Source organism: Aeromicrobium sp. CF3.5 (genome assembly GCF_051262695.1).
Taxonomy (GTDB): domain Bacteria; phylum Actinomycetota; class Actinomycetes; order Propionibacteriales; family Nocardioidaceae; genus Aeromicrobium.
The window spans coordinates 179,755-200,412 of the sequence record NZ_JBIMEZ010000001.1 but is presented as its reverse complement, the minus strand read 5'-3'; the positions used below and the strand labels follow the sequence as shown (position 1 = coordinate 200,412).

General features: G+C 67.7%; 16 protein-coding genes. 6 read left to right on the top strand and 10 right to left on the bottom strand.

Features of this window, described 5'->3' with window-relative positions:
- The first annotated feature begins 53 nt into the window (after nt 1-53).
- Both ACHAA3_RS00995 and ACHAA3_RS00990 read left to right on the top strand, forming a co-directional pair.
- Entirely contained in the window at nt 54-1,238 is a 1,185-nt protein-coding gene (locus tag ACHAA3_RS00995; RefSeq protein ID WP_435707062.1) for an NAD(P)-dependent malic enzyme, read from the top strand.
- Nucleotides 1,239-1,250: 12 nt separating this feature from the next.
- Nucleotides 1,251-2,222, top strand: a complete 972-nt coding sequence (locus ACHAA3_RS00990) for a zinc-binding dehydrogenase (protein WP_435707061.1) — start codon at nt 1,251-1,253, stop codon at nt 2,220-2,222.
- A 23-nt stretch (nt 2,223-2,245) separates the two neighbouring features.
- On the opposite strand, the gene ACHAA3_RS00985 is transcribed toward ACHAA3_RS00990, so the two are convergent.
- The 4 genes from ACHAA3_RS00985 to purT form a co-directional block, all read right to left on the bottom strand.
- Entirely contained in the window at nt 2,246-6,181 is a 3,936-nt protein-coding gene (locus ACHAA3_RS00985; RefSeq protein WP_435707060.1) for a multifunctional oxoglutarate decarboxylase/oxoglutarate dehydrogenase thiamine pyrophosphate-binding subunit/dihydrolipoyllysine-residue succinyltransferase subunit, read from the bottom strand.
- 91 nt (nt 6,182-6,272) lie between these two features.
- Complete coding sequence (locus tag ACHAA3_RS00980; RefSeq protein WP_435707059.1) at nt 6,273-7,313, bottom strand: DNA glycosylase AlkZ-like family protein; 1,041 nt, start codon at nt 7,311-7,313, stop codon at nt 6,273-6,275.
- 44 nt (nt 7,314-7,357) lie between these two features.
- Entirely contained in the window at nt 7,358-8,521 is a 1,164-nt protein-coding gene (locus tag ACHAA3_RS00975) for a N(5)-(carboxyethyl)ornithine synthase (RefSeq protein WP_435707058.1), read from the bottom strand.
- Nucleotides 8,522-8,595: 74 nt separating this feature from the next.
- Nucleotides 8,596-9,813 (bottom strand): formate-dependent phosphoribosylglycinamide formyltransferase, encoded by a 1,218-nt coding sequence (purT, locus tag ACHAA3_RS00970; RefSeq protein ID WP_435707057.1) that lies wholly within the window; start codon nt 9,811-9,813, stop codon nt 8,596-8,598.
- A 126-nt stretch (nt 9,814-9,939) separates the two neighbouring features.
- Here purT and ACHAA3_RS00965 point away from each other — a divergent pair, with 126 nt between their 5' ends.
- Both ACHAA3_RS00965 and ACHAA3_RS00960 read left to right on the top strand, forming a co-directional pair.
- Nucleotides 9,940-10,758, top strand: a complete 819-nt coding sequence (locus ACHAA3_RS00965; protein ID WP_435707056.1) for an SDR family NAD(P)-dependent oxidoreductase — start codon at nt 9,940-9,942, stop codon at nt 10,756-10,758.
- Nucleotides 10,759-10,762: 4 nt separating this feature from the next.
- Nucleotides 10,763-11,590 (top strand): PhzF family phenazine biosynthesis protein, encoded by an 828-nt coding sequence (locus tag ACHAA3_RS00960; protein WP_435707055.1) that lies wholly within the window; start codon nt 10,763-10,765, stop codon nt 11,588-11,590.
- Between the two features lie 85 nt (nt 11,591-11,675).
- Here ACHAA3_RS00960 and ACHAA3_RS00955 read toward each other — a convergent pair whose 3' ends face one another.
- The 6 genes from ACHAA3_RS00955 to ACHAA3_RS00930 all read right to left on the bottom strand — a co-directional run bounded on the left by ACHAA3_RS00955 (nt 11,676) and on the right by ACHAA3_RS00930 (nt 16,604).
- Nucleotides 11,676-12,566: a nitrilase-related carbon-nitrogen hydrolase gene (locus ACHAA3_RS00955; RefSeq protein WP_435707054.1), complete on the bottom strand. Its 891-nt coding sequence runs from the start codon at nt 12,564-12,566 to the stop codon at nt 11,676-11,678.
- Nucleotides 12,556-13,389, bottom strand: coding sequence for a D-glutamate cyclase family protein (locus tag ACHAA3_RS00950; protein WP_435707053.1), 834 nt, complete (start codon nt 13,387-13,389; stop codon nt 12,556-12,558). The genes ACHAA3_RS00955 and ACHAA3_RS00950 overlap by 11 nt, the downstream gene beginning before the upstream one ends.
- Complete coding sequence (locus tag ACHAA3_RS00945) at nt 13,382-14,827, bottom strand: sodium:solute symporter family protein (protein ID WP_435707052.1); 1,446 nt, start codon at nt 14,825-14,827, stop codon at nt 13,382-13,384. The genes ACHAA3_RS00950 and ACHAA3_RS00945 overlap by 8 nt, the downstream gene beginning before the upstream one ends.
- 1 nt (nt 14,828) lies before the next feature.
- Complete coding sequence (locus tag ACHAA3_RS00940) at nt 14,829-14,951, bottom strand: hypothetical protein (RefSeq protein ID WP_435707051.1); 123 nt, start codon at nt 14,949-14,951, stop codon at nt 14,829-14,831.
- A 77-nt stretch (nt 14,952-15,028) separates the two neighbouring features.
- Nucleotides 15,029-15,715 carry a DUF2848 family protein gene (locus tag ACHAA3_RS00935; RefSeq protein ID WP_435707050.1) on the bottom strand — a complete coding sequence of 229 codons (687 nt, stop codon included), beginning with the start codon at nt 15,713-15,715 and terminating at the stop codon, nt 15,029-15,031.
- A 184-nt stretch (nt 15,716-15,899) separates the two neighbouring features.
- A complete protein-coding gene (locus ACHAA3_RS00930; protein ID WP_435707049.1) occupies nt 15,900-16,604 on the bottom strand; it encodes a GntR family transcriptional regulator in 705 nt (234 codons plus the stop codon).
- A gap of 173 nt (nt 16,605-16,777) precedes the next feature.
- Here ACHAA3_RS00930 and ACHAA3_RS00925 point away from each other — a divergent pair, with 173 nt between their 5' ends.
- Both ACHAA3_RS00925 and ACHAA3_RS00920 read left to right on the top strand, forming a co-directional pair.
- Complete coding sequence (locus ACHAA3_RS00925) at nt 16,778-18,874, top strand: hydantoinase/oxoprolinase family protein (protein ID WP_435707048.1); 2,097 nt, start codon at nt 16,778-16,780, stop codon at nt 18,872-18,874.
- Nucleotides 18,871-20,637: a hydantoinase B/oxoprolinase family protein gene (locus ACHAA3_RS00920; protein ID WP_435707047.1), complete on the top strand. Its 1,767-nt coding sequence runs from the start codon at nt 18,871-18,873 to the stop codon at nt 20,635-20,637. The genes ACHAA3_RS00925 and ACHAA3_RS00920 overlap by 4 nt, the downstream gene beginning before the upstream one ends.
- Nucleotides 20,638-20,658: the final 21 nt, after the last annotated feature.

Genomic DNA, 20,658 nt, shown 5'->3' with positions numbered 1-20,658 from the left:
CCCTGTTCTCGAGTCCCCTCGGACGTTGCCTGATGGTTGGTGCTGACCTCAACATGCCTCTCGACACCCCTGATCCGACCGATCCCGTCTTTGCACTGCACCGCGGTGGCAAGATGCAGATCGCCGCGACGGTCCCCCTCAACGACTCCGACGACCTCGCCCTGTCCTACACGCCGGGTGTGGCGCGTGTGTGCGAGGCGATCGCCGCCGATCCGGAGGTCGCCCACGAGTACACCTGGGTGTCGAACACGGTCGCTGTCGTCACCGACGGCACCGCGGTGCTCGGCCTCGGCGACATCGGGGCAGCGGCCTCCATGCCGGTCATGGAGGGCAAGGCGGTGCTGTTCAAGCAGTTCGGTGGTGTCGACGCGATCCCGATCGCCCTCGACACCCAGGACGTCGACGAGATCGTCGACACCGTGGCCCGGTTGGCGCCCTCGTTCGGTGGCATCAACCTCGAGGACATCTCCAGCCCGCGATGCTTCGAGATCGAGCGCAAGCTGATCGAGCGGCTCGACATCCCGGTGTTCCACGACGATCAGCACGGCACCGCAGTGGTGACGTTGGCCGCGCTCATCAACGCGGCACGACTGACCGATCGTGACCTCTCCGAGCTCAAGGTGGTCATCTCCGGTGCCGGCGCTGCCGGTGTCGCGATCGCCAAGATCCTGCGGGCTGCCGGTGTCACGCGGATCGCCGTCGTCGACCGCTCCGGGGTCATCCATCCGGGCCGGACCGATCTCGGCAACAATCCCGTCAAGCAGTGGGTGGCCACCGACACGGCTCCCTGGGCCAGGCCCGGCACGATCGACGACGCGCTGGACGGCTCCGACGTGTTCATCGGCGTCTCGGGCGGCACTGTCCCGGAGGCAGCGGTGGCCCGGATGGCCTCGGATGCCATCGTGTTCGCGATGGCCAATCCCAACCCCGAGGTGCACCCCGACGTCGCCGCCCGGCACGCACGGGTCGTCGCCACGGGGCGGTCGGACTTCCCCAACCAGATCAACAACGTGCTGGTGTTCCCCGGCATCTTCCGCGGCGCCCTGGAGGTGCGGGCCACCGTGATCTCCGAGGGCATGAAGCTCGCAGCGGCCCACGCCATCGCGGACCTGGTCGGTGAGGACCTCACCGAGTCGTACGTCATCCCGTCCCCGTTCGACGCACGCGTCGCGACCGCGGTGTCGCGGGCCGTCACCGACACCGCGCGCCGCGAGGGCGTGGCGCGGCGTCCGTACTGATCGGGTCGTTCGATGTTCGCCGTCTACGTCGAGCGCCCTGATCGTGACGACCCGTTGGGCGCGTTGGTCCTGGGCGATCGGCCCGAGCCCCAGGTCCCGGACGGGTGGGCCACCGTCACGGTGCGCGCCGCGTCGGTCAACCACCACGACGTGTGGAGCCTGCGTGGGGTGGGTCTCAAGGACCAGTACCTGCCGATGATCCTGGGCTGCGATGCCGCCGGTCTCGACGAGGACGGAGCCGAGGTGATCGTGCATGGCGTGATCGCATCGCCGGGCTGGTCCGGCGACGAGACGCTCGATCCGCAGCGGAGCCTGTTGTCGGAGAAGCATCCCGGAACGTTCGCCGAGCGGGTCGCGGTCCCGCGTCACAACATCGTGCCCAAGCCATCGGGACTCTCGTTCGAAGCCGCTGCCTGCCTGCCCACGGCGTGGCTGACGGCCTATCGCATGCTGTTCACGCAGGTGCAGCTGGCCGAGGGCGACACCGTCGTGGTGCAGGGCGCGAGTGGAGGCATGTCGACGTCGCTGATCATGCTGGCGCGGGCCGCCGGCTATCGGGTGTGGGTCACCAGCCGCGACGCCGACAGCCGCGAACGAGCCCTGCAGATCGGCGCGCACCAGGCCTTCGAGTCGGGCGAGCGGCTGCCCGAGAGGGTCGACGCGGTCATGGAGACCATCGGCCGCGCCACCTGGTCGCACTCGGTCAAGTCACTGCGTGCCGGCGGCACGTTGGTCACCTCGGGCGCCACCTCGGGCGATCTCGAGGTCGGCGAGCTGCGGCACATCTTCTTCCGACAGCTCAAGATCCACGGATCGACGATGGGGACGCGCGACGAGCTCGATGCGCTCGCCCGGTTCATGGCCGACCGAGGCGTGGAGCCGCTGGTCGACCGGATCTTGCCGATGGACCAGGCCGCTGATGGCATCCGCGCGGTCAAGGACGGCGAGGTCTTCGGCAAGATCGTGCTGACCCGAGTGCCGTAGCTCCTCGGGTCAGCGGATGCTGCTCAGGGAAAGGCGCTGTCGATCAGATCGCCGAGCTCGGTCACGTGCCGGCTGTGCGAGCCGACAGCAGTGGTCGAAGACTCCGGACGCGAGACCCGGGTCAGCGGAAGCGAACCGAACTCCTCGCTCAGGTGCATCGCGACGTCTGGCCATGGACCTTGGTTGGCCGGCTCGTCCTGCACCCAGACCACCGAAGTGGCGTTCGTGAAGCGGGCCACCTCGGCGCGGAGGTCGTCGACCGGGCGAGGATACAGCTGCTCGAGTCGCACGATCGCCGTGTTCGTCACCTCGCGCTTCTCCCGAGCGGCCACGAGGTCCCAGTAGATCTTGCCTGAGCACAGCAGCACCCGCTCGACCTTCGAGGCATCGGCGCCACCTTGATCGAACGCAGTGTCGCCGATGACCGGGCGGAAGGTGCCGCTGGTGAAGTCCTCGGGGGCCGAGGTCGCGGCCTTGTTGCGCAGCATCGACTTGGGTGTGGCCACGATGAGGGGACGGTGCTCGTCCTCGAAGGCCTGACGACGCAGCAGGTGGAAGTACGACGCGGGCGTCGAAGGCTGGGCCACCGTCATCGAATCATCAGCGCACAGCTGCAGGAAGCGCTCGATGCGCGACGACGAGTGATCAGGTCCCTGACCCTCGTAGCCGTGGGGGAGCAGGAGGACCACGCCGGACTTCTGGCCCCACTTGGTCTCGCCCGCCGAGATGTACTCGTCGATGACTGACTGGGCGCCGTTCACGAAGTCGCCGAACTGGGCCTCCCAGATCGTCAGGGCCTCGGGGCGCGCCACCGAGTAGCCGTACTCGAAACCGAGAGCGGCGTACTCGCTGAGCAGCGAGTCGTAGATGTAGAAGGTCTCCTGCCCCTCCGCGACGTGGGCCAAGGGGGTCCACTCCTCGGCGGTCTCGCGATCGATGATGGTCGCGAAGCGCGTGGTGAACGTGCCACGGCGACTGTCCTGACCGGCCAGTCGCACGGGCCGGCCATCGGCCAGCAAGGAGCCCATCGCGATGATCTCGCCGGTGCCCCAGTCGATGGGTCCACTGGTGATCGATGCGGCCCGACGCTGCAGCTGCGGCTGGACCTTGGGGTGGACCGTGAAGCCCTCGGGCACGTTGGTGTAGGAGTCGCTGATCGCCTTGAGCATCTCCGGAGAGACGGCCGTGACGAGCTCGCCGTGCGTGGGCTTCTCGGGGTAGTCCGGCGTGCGGGCGTAGGCGGGATCGGTGTCCGTGGCCTTGACGTCAGCGAAGTTGCGCTCGAGCTGCTCCTGGTAGTCCGACAACGCCGCCTCGGCCTCGGCCAGTGTGATGTCGCCACGTCCGACCAGCGCCTCGGTGTACAACTTGCGCACCGACTTCTTGGCGTTGATCGTGTCGTACATCAGGGGCTGGGTGAAGCTGGGGTCATCGCCCTCGTTGTGACCGCGACGGCGGTAGCAGACGAGATCGATGACGACGTCCTTGTGGAAGGTGCGGCGGTACTCGTAGGCCAGCTGGGCGACCCGGATGCATGCCTCGGGGTCGTCGCCGTTGACGTGGAACACCGGAGCCTGGATCATGCGGGCGACGTCGGTGCAGTACGTCGAGGAACGCGACGACGAAGGTGCGGTGGTGAAGCCGACCTGGTTGTTGACGATCAGGTGGATCGTTCCGCCGGTGCGGTAGCCGCGCAGCTTGGACAGGTTCATGGTCTCGGCCACGACTCCCTGGCCGGCGAAGGCAGCATCACCGTGCACGAGCACGGGCAGCACCGGGAACTCCTCGCCGCGGTTGAGGCGGTCCTGCTTGGCGCGGGTGATTCCCTCCAGGACCGGATCGACGACCTCGAGGTGCGACGGATTGGCCGCGATGGACACCTTGATGGTGTCGCCGTTGCCGGAGGTGAACTCGCCCTCGACGCCGAGGTGGTACTTGACGTCGCCGGAACCCTGCACCGTGCGGGGGTCGATGTTGCCCTCGAACTCGCGGAAGACCTGGCTGGCCTTCTTGCCCGCGATGTTGACCAGCGCGTTGAGCCGGCCGCGGTGCGCCATGCCGATGCAGACCTCGGTCATGCCGTCGGCCGCAGCGCCCTCGCAGATCTCGTCGAGCAGCGGGATGGTCGTCTCGCCACCCTCGAGGCTGAAGCGCTTCTGGCCCACGAACTTGGTCTGCAGGAACGTCTCGAAGGCTTCGGCCTGGTTGAGCTTTTGCAGGATGCGCAGCTGCTCGGCGCGAGGTGGCTTGGTGTGCGGGCGCTCGATGCGCTCCTGGAACCAGGCGCGCTCCTCGGGCTCTTGGATGTACATGTACTCGACGCCCATGGTGCGGGCGTAGGAGTCGCGCAGGATCCCGAGGATCTCGCGCAGCTTCATGAAGCGCTTGCCGTTGCCGAACGAGCCGGTCGCGAACTCGCGATCCAGGTCCCACAGGGTGAGGCCGTGCGACGCGGTGTCGAGATCAGGGTGGACGCGCGGACTGTTGTCGAGCGGATTGGTGTCGGCCATCAGGTGGCCGCGAACGCGGAAGGCGTGGATCAGCTCGAGGACGCGAGCCTGCTTGTGCACCTCGTCGTCGTGGCTGACCGCAATGTCCTGGGCCCAGCGGATGGGCTCGTAGGGGATCTTCAGCGCACGGAAGATCTCGTCGTAGAAGTCGCTCTCTCCCAGCAGCATCTTGTGGATGCGACCGAGGAACTCGCCGGACTGGGCGCCCTGGATGACGCGGTGGTCATAGGTCGAGGTCAGCGTGACCATCTTGGAGATCGCCATCTGGGCGAGGGTGTGGTCGGAGGCGCCCTGGAACTCCGGCGGGTACTCCATGGAACCGACGCCGACGATGACGCCCTGGCCGGACATCAGGCGCGGCACCGAGTGGTTGGTGCCGATGCCGCCCGGGTTGGTCAGCGAGAGGGTCGTGCCGACGAAGTCGCTGACCTGCAGCTTGCCGTCGCGTGCCTTGCGCACCATGGTCTCGTAGGCGGACCAGAACTCCACGAACGTCATGTGCTCGGCGGCCTTGATCGACGGCACCATCAGCTGGCGGGACCCGTCGGACTTCTGCAGGTCGATCGCGAGGCCGAAGTTGACGTGCTCGGGCTTGAGCTGGACCGGCTTGCCGTTCTCGTCGATCTCGTAGCCGGTGTTCATCTCGGGCATCGCGGCCGCGGCCTTGACCACGGCGTAGCCGATGAGGTGGGTGAACGAGACCTTGCCGCCTCGGGCGCGGGCCAGGTGGTTGTTGATCACCGTGCGGTTGTCGAACAACAGCTTGACCGGCACCGAGCGCACGCTGGTGGCGGTCGGGACCGTGAGGCTCTCGTCCATGTTCTGCACGGTGCGGGCGGCTGCGCCCTTGAGCCTGACCTTGTCGACCTCGCCGGGACCTTCGGGCTTGGCGTCGGCGTCCTTGGAGTCGTCCTTCTTGGCCCCAGTTTTCTTGGGCTCAGTTTTCTTGGGCTCAGCCTTCTTCGGCTCAGTCTTCTCGGTTGCGGTTTTGCTCGATTCGGGCTTCTGAGCGGCGGACTTGTCCTCGACAGCGGGAGCGTTGGGTGCCGGCGACGGATCGACCGGCGTCGCCGTGTCGCGCCGGCCGTCCGGCTGGTCTTGGGCCGTGTTGACCGACGCTGCCTCGGCGTGACCGGGGCCGGCGGTCTGCGCCTGCGGGGCAGCCGCAACCGGCTCGGCGGGCGCAGCGGGGCGTGCGCTCCCGTTGGAGGTGGTTCCGTTCGAGCCTGACGCGTTCGAGACGGACCCGCTGGAGCTGGGCCCGGCGGAGTTCTCGTGACCATCGGGCGTGCCGCCGCGGGCGAAGAAGTCCGCCCATGAGGAGTCGACGGACGCGGGGTCAGAGATGTACCGGTCGTGCATCTCTTCGACCAGCCACTGGTTGGTCCCGAAGTCTGGTGTTGGAGTGTCCCGTGAGGTCTCGGCCACTGCCTCGATCGCCTCTTTCATCGCGTTGCGGTTCGATTGAGATTCTCCTGACCACACTAGCGCGGCGCGCCAGTGCTCGGCAGCCAGGTAGGGCCGTCGCTCCAGCCTGAATTCAGTGAGAGAGGGTGAGTCGCGCATCACGTTCGACGAACCTCCCGAACGCGTGGGCCTCGCGCTCCACGGCGTCCCGCGTGTCGCCGCTCAGGGCAGTTGCGCTGACCACGTTGATCCCGACCGTGGCGTTCCGGATCGTGCGGGTCCATCGACCGGCCAGCGCACCGTCGAGCAGGAGAAGGCCGCTGCCGCGGAGGATGTCCGAGATCGAGTCGTTGGTCTGTTCCAGGTCGGTCGAGTCGCGCGCGTAGGAGATGTACTCGTCGTAGTTGGACAGCAGCGTCGCTCGCGGAGGGTCGACCTCGACGACCTGGGCCGGCACCGCGTAGGACTCGCCGTCGATGGAGTGCACGTCCAGGCCGGACAGCTCGATGGCGCGGCGGGCGTCGGTGAGCGTGAGGCTGGTCCACCATGCGAGGTCACGCGCTCGAAAGGCGCCGTGCCCGCGGGCGTACCCGGTGGCGACGTCGGCGAGCAGCGTGTCGCGGTCAGCGAGCGGCGGCGCCGGCGGCAGCAGTCGGTAGGTGTGCTGCTTGCCCTGCATCGGGCCGCTGGCCACCAGGCACGTGGTCTCGAGGTGCATCGCGACGTGGGGCATGCGGGCATCGTCGATGTCGACCCCCAGGTCGGCGAGGGCGGCGCCGAGTGCTGCACGGGTGAGCGGCCCGTCGCCGAGCGCGGCCGGGGTGGCGGCGCTCGCCTCGGCCAGCAGGTCGTCGCTGATGCCGTGCTGTCGGAGCTGGGGTGCGTTGAGGCGGTGGACCCGGTCTGCGGTCAGTGACTGGAGCCACCACAGGTCGTCGAGCATGACGTCGTGCCACGTGGGCCGCAGCACGTGGGTGCGGACGAAGGCGCCGGTCTCGAACTCTGCCTGGAGCTCGGAGAGTGTGCGACCACAGCGTCGGCCGATCGCCCACAGCGCCATGTCGTGCAGCTGGGACTGCACCGCTCCCAGATGCCTGACGACCTCGGCTCCGGTGGTGAAGCGCGGCGTGTCGAGACCTTGGGCGTACCAGCGACCGGGGATGTGCGGCTTCACGAACCCAGCCTGCCCGACAGCGCCGACACTTCAGCGGCGGACGGTCAGCGCACGGCGTAGGGGTGCTCGGAGGCGCGGTCCTGGAAGGTCAGGATCGCCTGGTTCAGGACCTGCCCGCGACGGATCTCCGTGGCACGACGCAGCGTCTCGTCGGCCTCGATGGAGGCGTCGTCGGTCAGCACGGTGCGCAGGAACGGCGTGATCGCCGCGCTGTTCTCCCACGTCGCGGACGACCAGAGATAGGAGGGGCTGTGGTCGACCGCGTAGTAGAGCACGTGGTCGCCGACCTCGAAGCTCGGATCGTCGAAGCCGGTGGGACGCGCCCAGGAGAATCCCATGCCCTCGTCGCAGGAGACGTCGACGATCACGCTGCCTCGTGCGAAGGCACCGAGGTCGGCCTCGTTCAGGTAGGTGATCGGTGCGAGCGGGTCCTGCAGTGTGCAGTTGACGACGATGTCGTTCTCGGCCAGGTAGGCCGCCAACGGTTCGCGTCCTCGCTCGGTGATGACGCTCTTGGTGATGCCATCGGGCTCGAAGTCGAACTGGCGGATGCGCACCGAGTGAATCGGCGATCCGACGGCGGCGACGTGTCGGTTGGTCAGCACCGCGACCTGGTGAACGCCGTGCGCGTTCAGGGCGGTGACCGCGCCACGGGCCGTGGCTCCGAAGCCGATCACCACGGCGGAGAGCCTGCGCCCGTAGTCGCCGGTGATCCCGGCCAGCTCCATCGCGTGAATCACCGAGGAGTAGCCGGCGAGCTCGTTGTTCTTGTGGAAGACGTGCAGTCCGACTCCGCCGTCGTGGGTCCAGTGGTTCATCGCCTCGAAGGCGATCAGCGTCAGGTCGCGGTCGATGGCCACCTGGGTCAGAGCGGTGTCCTGCACGCAGTGCGGCCACCCCCACAGGATGGCTCCGCGGCGCATCGTCTCGACGTCGGCCAGCTGGGGCTTGGGCAGCAGGACGACGTCGGATTCGGCCAGCAGCTCTGCACGAGACGCCATGCCCGCCACGAGCGAGGACAGCTCGGAGTCGGCGAACCCGAACTTCTCGCCATAGCCGTGCTCGAGTCGGATGCAGGCGCGCAGGTCCTCATCGAGGTGCTGCAGGTGTGCGGGGTGAAGAGGGAGCCGGTGCTCGTTCTCCTTGGCGGAGGACCCGATGACGCCGAGGGTCCGCTGGGGCGCCGTGTGGTGTCCGGTGACGTTCAAGGCTTCGTGCCGCTCATGGGGTTCCCTCGGGTGGAGCGCCCGGACGGCGCTGTGGGGCGACAGTACGCCTGTTCCTACTGCACCGTGATCTCGGCGGCCGCATCCCGAGCCACCTGACGGGCGGCATCGACATCGGGGCCGAGTGCCAGGGCCACGGCCATGCGACGTCGGCCCGACACGGCGGGCTTGCCGAAGACCCGAACGGCCGTGTCGGGGGCGGCGAGCGCACGGTCGACGCCGCGGAACGTGGGCGACTCGACCTCGCCCTCGACCAGCACCGCACAGGACGCCGCGGGCCCACGGGTGCGGATGTTGGGGATCGGGAGCCCGAGGACGGCGCGGGCGTGCAGGGCGAACTCCGACAGGTCCTGCGACACGAGAGTGACCAGGCCGGTGTCGTGGGGCCGCGGTGAGAGCTCGGAGAAGATGACCTGCTCGCCCCCGTCAGATCCCGCGCAGATGAACAGCTCGACCCCGAACAGTCCGCGGCCGCGCTCTCCGCACAGATCGGCCACGACGGACGCTGAGATCTCCTGGGCCCGGGCCAGGACGGCGTCGGACAGCGCCTGCGGCTGCCAGGACTCGCGGTAGTCGCCGTCGACCTGGGTGTGTCCGATGGGCTCGCAGAACGAGATGATGTCCGAACCGTCGGGGCCCGCGTGCTTGATGGTGAGCAGGGTGATCTCGACGTCGAACGGGACGAAGCCCTCGACGATCACGCGACCGGCGCCGGCGCGGCCACCTTCTTGCGCATAGGCCCATGAGGCGTCGGTGTCCTCGGTCGTGCGGACGACGGACTGGCCCTTGCCCGATGAGGACATGACGGGCTTCACGACGCAGGGCATGCCGATCTCGTCGATGGCGATGCGGAACTCTTCTGCTGTTCCGGCGAAGCGGTAGGGCGAGGTGGGCAGGTCGAGGGTCTCGGCAGCGAGGCGGCGGATGCCTTCGCGGTCCATCGTCAGACGTGCTGCGCGGGCGGTGGGGATCACCGTGACACCCTCGGCCTCGAGCTCGAGCAGTGTCGGGGTGTGGATAGCCTCGATCTCGGGCACGACCCAGTTCGGGCGTTCCAGCTCGATGACCCGTCGCACCTCGGCAGGGTCGAGCATGTCGATGACGTGGCTGCGGTGCGCGACCTGCATGGCCGGTGCGTTGGCGTAGCGATCGACGGCGATCGTCTCGACGCCGAGTCGCTGCAGCTCGATCACGACCTCCTTGCCGAGCTCGCCGGAGCCGAGCATGAGGACGCGGGTGGCGCCGGGGGACAGGGGAGTACCGAGAATCGTCACGCGAGCAGCCTAGTCAGGCAACGACGATGCGGATACGCCGTCGGTGGTGATGGTGATCGGCTCCGGGGCTACCCGCCAGTAGGATCGGAGTGGAGCGGCCACAGGAGCCGCACATCGAGGAGAACCGTGAAGAACTTCAAGGGCAAGGTCGCCATCGTCACCGGTGGCGGCGGCACTGGGATCGGGAACGCGCTGGTCAATGCCCTCGCCCGCGAGGGGGCGATCGTCGCGTTCTGCGACATCGCCAACCTCGAGACCACCGAGCAGCAGCTGTCCGACCTCGGCGCCGCGCATCTCGCCGCGACGGTCGACATGGCTGATCGCGGTGCGATCGACGTCTTCGTCGAGCAGGTCCTCGAACGGTTCGGTCACATCGACCTGCTGATCAACAATGCCGGCATCGCCTTGGGCGATCGCACCTTCGGCGAGCTCACCACCGCAGACTTCGAGCGCATCACCGACATCAACTACTGGGGCGTCATCCACACCACGCAGACGTGCTATCCGCACCTGCTGGAGCGCCCCGAGGCCGCGGTCGTGAACCTCTCGAGCTCGCAGGGCATCCTTGCCGCCCCGTACCTGGTGCCGTACTGCACGACGAAGTTCGCGGTGCGTGGGTTCACCGACGCGCTGCGCGCCGAGCACCGGGTCCGCGGCATCAAGAACATCACCTTCCACACCGTGCACCCGGGTGCCGTGGCCACCGACATCACGCTCCATGCGGACTACCACGACACCTCGACCCAGAAGTTCCACGAGATGCTGCAGAAGGGCACCTCGGCCGCCGACGCGGCCGAGATCATCCTCAAGGGAGTGCGCAAGAGGCGCGGCCGCATCTTCATCTCCGACGGTCAGGCCCAGGACGTGCTGGCCCGGCTGCTGCCCACCGGCTACACGCACGTGCTGCGCGCCGTCATGAAGCAGCGCGGCATCACACCCCGCTGATGCCATGAGCCTTCCCTTCACCCAGGTCGACGTCTTCACCGACACGCTCACCCAGGGCAATCCGCTGGCGGTCGTGCACGACGCGGACGGACTCGCCGACGAGCAGATGGCGGCCTTCGCCCGCTGGACCAATCTGAGCGAGACCACGTTCCTGTGCGCTCCGACGGACGCCAGCGCCGACTACCGGGTCCGGATCTTCACGCCGACCGGCGAGCTGCCGTTCGCGGGCCACCCGACGCTCGGTTCGGCGCGCGCCTGGCTCGAGTCCGGTGGGGAGCCGGCCGACGAGACGACCCTCGTGCAGGAGTGCGGCGTCGGGCTCGTGCGAGTACGGCGCGACGGAGCCCTGCTGGCGTTCGCCGCCCCCGATCTCATCCGCAGCGGGCCGGTCGACCCCGCGAAGGTCGCCGAGATCGCCGAGGGCCTCGGTCTGGCGCCGGGGCAGGTGCTCGACGCCCAGTGGTGCGACAACGGCCCGGGCTGGGTCAGCCTGCTGCTCACCGACGCGCAGGCGGTGCTGGACATTGACCTCGCGGCCGCCACGATCGGCACCCAGCGCATCGGCGTGATCGGGGCTCATCCCGAGGGTTCCGAAACAGCCTTCGAGGTCCGTGCGTTCTCCCGCGGCTTCGAGGACCCCGCAACCGGCAGCCTCAACGCAGCTCTGGCGCAGTGGCTTGTCGGCGCCGGGATCGCTCCGAATGCCTACCTGGCGTCACAGGGCACGGTGGTACGTCGCACGGGCCGCATCCACGTCGTGGCCGAGGGCGACGACATCTGGGTCGGCGGCGACACGGTGATCGGCATCAGGGGCGCGGTCGAGCTTCCGTGATCGCTATCGCGGACGGCGCCGCGCCATGTCCTCGACGGTGCGAACTTGACCCGCGGTCGTCCCTGGGCGGGCCGGGAATCTATCGCTAGGTGCTGGACACGATCGGGAAGGACATCGGCTGGTCCATCAGGTTCGGGAGGATCGAGTCGTGGAAAGGGAACTGCTCACGAACCCTGGCCGTGAGCGATGCCGACACGATGACGTCCTCGGACCTCGGCTCGTCCACCAGATCGGCGACGACGGTGCCATCCGGCGCCACGATCATCGACCCTCCACCGAGCTCGGTGCCGAAGTCCACGTCGCATCCGTTGACACCGACGACCCAGGCCTGGTTCTCGATGGCACGGGCCACGAGCAACGCCTTCCAGTGCGCCACCCGCGGCAGCGGCCAGGCGGCCACGACGACGAACGCCTCGCATCCTTGCCAACGCAGAGCACGGAAGCTCTCCGGGAAGCGCAGGTCGAAACACGTCAGGATGCCGGTGTTGCCCAACGGGCTTTGGAAGGCCACCAAGGTGGAACCTGCAGTCAGGATCTCGGCCTCGCGCGACTGGTAGGCGAAGAGGTGCAACTTGTCGAAGTAGTGCAGCTCGCCCTCGGGGGAGGCCACGACCGAGCGGTTGTGGAATTGTTCTCCGTTCGCATAGGGCGCGCTGCCACCGAAGACCCAGCAACCCATGGACGCGGCGAGCTCGACGACCAGCTGCTGGTAGTCATCGAACAGATCGTGGGCGAAGGACCGGTAGCCGTCGAAGTTGAAGAAGCCGACAGGCCACATCTCTGGCAGCACCAGGACGTTCTGGACACCTTGGGGGGCCTCGGGCGCGGCAGGGTCGGGGAAAGGGGAGGCGAGCAGTGCACGCCGCATCGCGACGAGTCGATGTCGTGGGGACTCCCCGAAGGCCACCTGCTGGACCATGCGGATGCGCACCGGTAGCTCCTGCGACGGGGAGAGGTCCGGCACGTCAGGAGGCATGTCTTGCTCGCCAGTCAGTTGGGCCGACACCTCTGACGGTCTCGTCACGGATGTCGGTGATGAACATGTGGCCGGGCAGGTGCACCATGGCCCCCGAAATGCCGGAGTCCTCGATGATCGTCTGGGGTGTCACGCCGCACGCCCAGTAGACGGGCGTCTCCTCATCGGTGACGGGGAGCTCGACCCCCCAGTCCGGTGACTGCCCGTCTCGGCAGTCGATGTCACCCCCGGGCCCGATCCACACCGGGCCGCCGTGCGCCATCGGGTACTGGGCGGTCACCTCGGCGGCGGTCTCCACCTGGGAGTTATGGATGGCGCGCATCGACACCACGAGACGACCCCGCAGCTCGCCGGTGGACTTCAGATCCTGGTTGGTTCGGTAGATCGGCACCTCGCCTCCAGCGGCCACGTGCCGAAGCTGCACGCCGGCGTCGAGCAGCGCGCGCTCGGCCGAGAAACTGCAGCCGATCACGAAGGCGACGAGATCGTCACGCCAGTGCTCGAGCAGGTCGGGAACCTTTGCCCAGGAGTGGCCGTCGTAGACCATGAACCCGCCGAGGTCGGTTCGCAGGTCCGCATCCGTTGCACTGACCCGCGGCGAGTACTCCCCGGCAGGCAGGCGTTCTATCAGGGGGAGGGGCTGCTCGTTGAGCCGGCACATCGCCTCGAAGTCGTCGGCCACATCGCTGGGAAGGAAGGCCAGGTTGGCCTGGACGTACCCCGTGCACATCCCCGAGGTGGGTCGGCTCAGCTCGGCGGACCGGAACAGGGCCCTGGCCCGGGCAGGGGTCAGGTCGTCCGGCACCAAGGGTTGCTCATGCACCGGACGTCACCTTGGGCTTGGTGAAGAACCGAGCGACCACCTCGTCGTCGGGATCCGCCCGCTGCACGAGGCTTCCGACGATCAAGCCGAGCACCGAGAGACCCAGACCGAAGTAGATCTGGTGGAACGGCAAGGTCGCATTTCCGATCTCGATGGCCGAGAGAGCGACGAAGAAGCCGATGAAGCCGCCGACGCTGCTGAGGAGTGCGCCCAGGCGGCTGACCCAGCGCAAGAAAATTGAGCTGTAGAGCGGCACCAGCAGCGCCGAGGACAGAGTGCCCAGCCAAATGTTCAGCAGGATGGTGATGAAGCCGGCGTCGGCCACGATGAAGACCACGGCACCGGTCGTGCAGAGGACACCGACCACGGCCGTCGTCGCGCGGGCGAGGGTGTGCTTCGCCTCGTCCGTCATCGCCGGCTTGGCCACCCCGACCACGTCGTTGGTGAAGTTGACGCCGACGAGGTGCAGGGCGGAGTCGACCGTCGACTGCACGGCGCAGATGATGCCGATCAGGATGAGCGCCCCGAGGAAACCTCCGTTCTGCAGGCCGAACTGGATGATCGCCGAGTCGCCCAGGTTCTCGGTGCCCACATAGCGGGGCATGACGATGCCGAGGACGGCGATCATGAAGTACACGATGCCCGCGAGCAGGGCGCCGATGCCGACCATCTGTCGGGCCGTGGCCTCGTTCCTGGCCGAGAAGAAGCGGTGCAGGTAGTAGGGCTGCGCGGCCACGCCACCGAAGGCGACGAGGACGAGCGCGATCATGTCGGCCGTGGTCGGAGTGCTGCCCTGGAGCATCGACTGCAGGTTCTCCGGCACGTCGAAGGCTGCGGTGCCGTTCTGCGCGAGCGCCACGACGAAGGCGGTGACAACGGCCAGGACGATGAGGCAGCCCTGGATCAGGTCCGTGCGCACCACCGAGACCAAGCCGCCGAGCACGGTGTAGATGATCAGCACGGTGGCCAGCAGGATCACGCCGACGATCTGGTCGATGCCGATGACGACGGAGAGCACCAGACTTCCGGCGACGAGCTGGGTCATGACGCTGAAGGAGAAGGCCACCACGGTGACCAGCGCGGAAAAGACGCGCAGGGAGGTGCCGCCGAAGCGGGCCTCGAAGTAGGAGGGCACGGATCGCAGGCCGAGTCGCCTCATCCGGCCAGCGATCATGGACAGCGCCAGCCAGCCGAGGGCGAATCCCCAGAAGTACGTCGGAAAGATCGATGCCCCGCTGAGGGAGGTGTAGCCGACGAATCCGATGACTGTGGCCGAGGAGATGTACGTGGCGAAGAACGTGCCCACGGACAGAGGGAGGCTGACGTCGCGGTCCGCGACGGTGTAGGAGTCGTAGCTGCCCTTCTTGGCTCCCCACACACCGATCAGGAGCACGATGATGAAGTAGACGACGATGACCGTCAGGTATCCGAAGTTCATGTCAGCGCTCCTTCGGGTTCACCGAGGGCGAGCGGCCCTCGTGGGTCGAGGTCGCGGCGTCCCGACGGTTCAGGATCATGGCGCTGATGAACGGAAGTACTGCGAGAACGGCGAAGATGGACATGCCAAGCCAAAACATCCGGGTTCCTCTCGTGGGGGGTGGGGTTGAGTCAGGTCAACGCTGCGTGACCGGGGTGCTGCTCAGGTGATGCTGGGGACCATGGGGTGCACGTCGTAGGTACGGCTGATGACGTCGCCGTCCGGTCGCTGCATCGAGACCTCCCACCGATCGGCGAACTGACGTTCCGGGGCGATCATGGGCAGGGTGCCGCCGAGGACGACGACCCCCGGCTGGAGTCGCCCGGAGTCGCGCAGACGGTCCTTCCACTCCATCGGGCTGATCAGGTCGCCGATCGTGCCCTCCTGCAGCACGATCCACTCGCCGTCATGAAGGACCCGCGACCGCATGACGATGTCATCCAGGTCGACCGAGACGTCCTCGAGCTCCCATGCTCGGTCCGCCATGACGTTCGGAGAGATCTGCTTGGCACAGGGGACGTCGTAGGCCTCGAGTGCACGGTCGGTGTGGTCGCTGGCCACGGTGAGCAGGTCGGGATGCTCGCCGCCGCCGAGGATTAAAGCCCACTCCACCTCGCCGGAGGTGCGTGGGTGTCCCACTTCCACCCTGGTCGTCTGCAGGTTCATGTACGAAGGAATGCTGAACAGGGTGGGAACGGTGTCAGGAGCGCTGATGCCCTGCTCGGCGAGTTCAGCGATGTGCGCCTGCACCGATCGCTGGTCCCTGCCGGTGTACCCGGCGTTGTAACCGGCCGTCACAGGACAGGTGAGCGTCCTGCCAGCCACGTCGAAGGACAGTTCTGAGGTCACGGTGGGTGCTCCTGACTCAGGGGTCGTCTGGTGGGGGTTTGCCATGCTGCCGCGGTGTACGGGCACGGGCCGGTGCGTGCAGGTCAGCCGGAGAACAAGTCAGGGCCGAGGGTGAGATTGCCTGTGCGCATCGTTAGACCGTATGCGGATCGTCTGATGATCGCAAGGCTTTTAACGCACTTTGTTACCTCCGAATGCGACGCTTCGTCTGACCTTCGACCTCGGCGTAGCGCTGGAGGAGCGCGGACTCCGCGTCCCGCAGGTAGGTCTCCAGGAGCTGGACGGCCGTGTCCAGCTCGCCGGAGCGGATCTGCTCGGCGAGCTCCTGATGGCGCTCCAGGAAAGGCGCGTGAAACGACATGGGATCGCTCATGTACGCGTACGAGAGACGGAACTCGGCCAGCACCTGGCTCATCAATGTGTTCAGACGCGGGCTGCCGGCGAGTGCCACCAACTGCTCGTGGAAGCCGATGCTGGCGGCAGCGACCTTGTGCCAGTCGCCCTGCTCGGCAGCGTCGCGTCCCTCGGCGATGGGTTGCGTGAGATCCCGCAGCTGCTGTGGCTGGAGCACGACGACATCCCGGAGCGCGCCGCACTCCATGACGCGGCGCACCGCGTAGAGGTCGGAGATGTCGTTGCGTGAGAGCTCGCGCACGAAGAAGCCACGGCTGAGGTGGTGCACCACCAGGCGTTCTCGGATCAGCAGCTGAAATCCCTCGCGAAGCGAGCTGCGTGACACGCCGAGCTCGGCACGCACCCGCTCCTCCGGCAGCCGGACGCCGGGAGCGATCGACCCCGCGATGATCTGTGCGCGGATCGACGCCGCAACTCTGGTGGCGGCACCCGCCGCTTCGGCCGGGCGCGAGGAGATCTCTGCGGAGGGACTCATGATGAGTCCACTCTAGAGACGTCGCCACGCCAATTCATCACCTCGGGGGCGTGGAGGCACGCTGTCTTGCGAGGGTCGGACGATCATTACTGACAAATCGTCGGACGATCTGTACAGTCGGTTCTCGTGATCGGCATCGCGGCCGGGCGCTGGATGCACGAGAGAGGCGAGCGATGGCACACTCCGAGGAGCTGCGGGTCGGGATCGACATCGGGGGCACGTTCACTGACCTGTCCGTGCTGGACCAGCGCGGCATCGTGGCAGTGGGTAAGACCTTGACGACGCATGGTGAACCGGCCGCTGCCGTGGCCTCGGTGCTCTCGGACACGCTGCACTCCAACCGCCTGCGCGCCTCGGACGTCCGAAGCGTCGTGCATGGCACGACCCTCGTGACGAACGCCCTCATCGAACGCCGCGGCGCAAAGACTGCCCTCCTGACGACGGAGGGCTTCCGGGACGTGATCGAGATGGGCCGCGAGCACCGGTACGAGCTCTACGACCTCGACCTGGAGCTGCCGCGCCCTCTCGTCCCTCGGTACCTGCGGGTGGGGATCCGGGAGCGGGTCCTCGCCGACGGAACGGTCGACACACCGGTGGACCTGGAACAGGTGCAGAAGGTGGCCCTGGAGCTCGTGGAGGCCGGCGTCGAGGCCGTCGCGGTGTGTTTCCTGCACAGTCACGTCAACGGTGAGCACGAGAAGCGGGCTCGCGACGCCATCCGGGAGGTCGTTCCTGGTCTTCGAGTGGCGCTCTCGAGCGAGATCAATCCTGAGATCAGGGAGTACGAGCGGTTCAGCACCACGGTGGCGAACGTCTACGTCCAGCGTGTGGTGGAGGACTACCTGGAGGACCTGCGGCACAGGCTGCGCGACATCGGGGTGCGCAACGACCTGCTCATCATGCTCTCCAACGGCGGGGTGACCTCGGTCGACGTCGCACGAAGCCACCCGATCCGCATGCTGGAGTCCGGGCCTGCTGGGGGAGCGCTGGGCGCCGTGTCCTTCGCCAGGACCGCTGGTGAGGGCGACCTCATGGCCTTCGACATGGGGGGGACCACGGCGAAGCTGTGCCTCATCGAGAACGGGCGCCCGCTCGTCACGCACACGTTCGAGGTCAGTCGCGTCTACCGGCTGCGCGCGGGATCCGGACTGCCGGTACGGGCGCCCGTCATCGACATGATCGAGATCGGGGCAGGAGGCGGGTCGATCGCCCGCGTCGACTCCCTGGGGCTGATCACCATCGGGCCCGACTCGGCTGGCTCGGAGCCCGGTCCGGCGGGATACGGCCGAGGGGGCACCCAGTGCACCGTCACCGATGCCGATATCGTGCTGGGCTATCTGGATCCCGACGCCTTCCTCGGCGGCTCGATGTCCCTCGACGCCGCTGCCGCCGCTCAAGCCGTCGACGAGCAGGTCGCCCGCCCCTTGGGTATCGGTGTCGCCGAGGCGGCGTGGGGAATCCACGCCACCGTCAACGAGAACATGGCCAACGCGGCGCGAGTACACGCGATCGAGCGAGGTGTCGACCCCGCACGCCTTCCCTTGTTCGTCTCCGGCGGCAACGGCCCCCTGCACGGACCGGGCGTGGCGCAGGCCCTCGGCGCCCCCCGACTGCTCGCCCCGCCCGCTGCGGGAGTGCTGAGCACACTGGGTTTCCTGTCGGCGGCGACCTCGATCGACGTGGTGCGGTCCGCCCACACGACGCTGGACGACATCGACGACGGTGGTATCAGGGCGCTCTTCGACGCGCTGGAGGCCGAGGGCGCAGAGCTCCTCAGCGACGCGGGAGTCCACGCCGATGACATCCGGCACGACCGCAGTGTCGAGATGCGCTTCGTCGGGCAGGGCAACGAGGTCGAGGTGTCGACGCCAGCTCCGGGTCCGTCCTGGAAGAGCGAGGTGCTCGCAGCCTTCGGCCGCGAGTACGAGCGCAAGTTCGGCGACGTGGCGCCGTCGGGCGTCGGCTGCGAGCTCCTCACCTGGCGGGTGCGGTCCAGGGGCCCCGAACCCGAGGCGACACTCCGCTTCCGCCGCGGCGGGGATGCCGAGGAGTCGCTCAAGGGCCATCGACAGGCCTACTTCCCCGGTGCGAGCGGCTACGTCACGACACCGGTCCACGACCGGGCTGCACTCGCCCCCGGTACTCGACTGAGCGGGCCGGTGATCGTCGAGGAACGCGAGTCGACCCTCGTCGTCCCTCCCGAGGCCCGCTGCGTCGTGGCCGAGGACCGAAGCATCATCGTCGATCTTCAGAAGGGGAGTGCATCATGACGCGATCGACTCCACCCGTGCGCCAAGAGGGCGTCGACCCCATCGTGGTGGGACTCGTCTCGAACCGGCTCCACTCCATGCTCAACGAGCAGCAGACGGCCCTCGTCAACACGGCCTTCAGCCCGGTGGTCCGAGAGTCCTACGACTTGGCGTGCGCAGTGTTCGACTCGGTCGGCTCCATGATCGGCCAGTCCTCGGGCGGGACCCCCGGTCACATCAACGCGCTGGCGACCGGCATGCGGCACATCGCCTCGCGGTTCGCTGGTGACTCTCTGGCCGACGGCGATGTCCTCATCACCAACGACCCGTGGATGACCGCAGGACAGATCAACGACATCACCGTCGCGACCCCCGTGTTCCGCGACGGCAAGACCGTGGCCTGGTTCGCGAGCTGCTGCCACTCCCCGGACATCGGTGGACGGATTCTCTCGGCCGCGGCGACAGAGGTGTTCGAGGAGGGTCTGCGCCTGCCGATCATGAAGCTGCGTACTGCTGACGGACCCGACGAGGTCCTCGAGGAGATCATCCGAGCGAACGTCCGGACCCCGAACGAGACGATGGGTGACATGTACGCCCAGGTCGCGGCCAACCAGGTGGGCGCGCGAAGCTTGCTGCGGCTGATGGACGAGTTCGAGCTCGACAGCATCGATGAGGTGGCCGCGGAGATCATGGACCGGTCCGAGGGGGCTCTACGTCACGCGATCGGCCAGCTGTCCGACGGCACCTACGACGCATCGATGGAGTGTGACGGCTTCGGTGATGAGCCACTGACCCTGAAGGTCACCGTGACGATCCGCGGCGAGTCGATCGACGTGGACTACGCCGGATCGTCGCCGCAGTCGCCGTACGGCGTGAACGTCGTCCTGAACTACACCCGGGCCTACACGTCGTTCGCGATCAAGGCAGCCTTGGCACCGGAAGTGCCGCACAACGCCGGCTCCTTCCGCCCGGTGCACATCACCGCGCCCGAGGGGTCGGTGCTCAACTGCCTCGACCCGGCTCCGGTGGCCTCGCGCCACCTCGTGGGGCACTTCCTGCCGAGCCTGGTGTTCGAGGCGCTCCGCCCTGCGGTACCCGGAGGACTGCCGGCCACCAGCGCCGATGCGCTGTGGATGACCGTCTGGCGGGGTGCAGCCATCGGGGAGGAGGTCCCCTTCACCCTCACCGTCTTCGGGGCAGGCGGCAGTGGGGGACGACCCAGCAAGGACGGCCTGTCCACCACCGGCTTTCCGACCGGCGTGAGAGCCGCCCCGACCGAGGTGCTCGAGACACTCACCCCGTTGGTGCAGACCCAACGGGAGCTACTCACCAACTCCGGCGGCCCCGGCCGGTTCCGCGGTGGACTGGGACAACAGCTACAGGTGCGCCGGCGCGGGAGTCACGGCTGGTCCGTGAACGCCAACATCGACCGGATCGACCACCCTGCACCAGGGACACTGGGCGGGGCGGCAGGTGGCCACGGCAGCTTTGTCGACGTCGCGACCGGAGGATCGCTGCCCCGCAAGACCTTGGTCCGACTCGAGGCGCAGACCCACGTCGAGTTCCGCTTCCCGGGCGGCGGCGGGTACGGGAGCGCACTGCAGCGGCCGGTGGACGACGTGGTCGCCGACGTGGTCAACGGCTACGTGTCGCTGGATGCTGCGCGTGAGGAGTACGGCGTCGCCGTGCAGTACGTGGGTCCGTCCGAGGCGACGATCAGACCGCCGGAGCACTTCCGGGTCGATCGGGAAGAGACCGAGCGTCTTCGCGCGGAGCGTCACTGACGCGAAACAGACCAAACATCG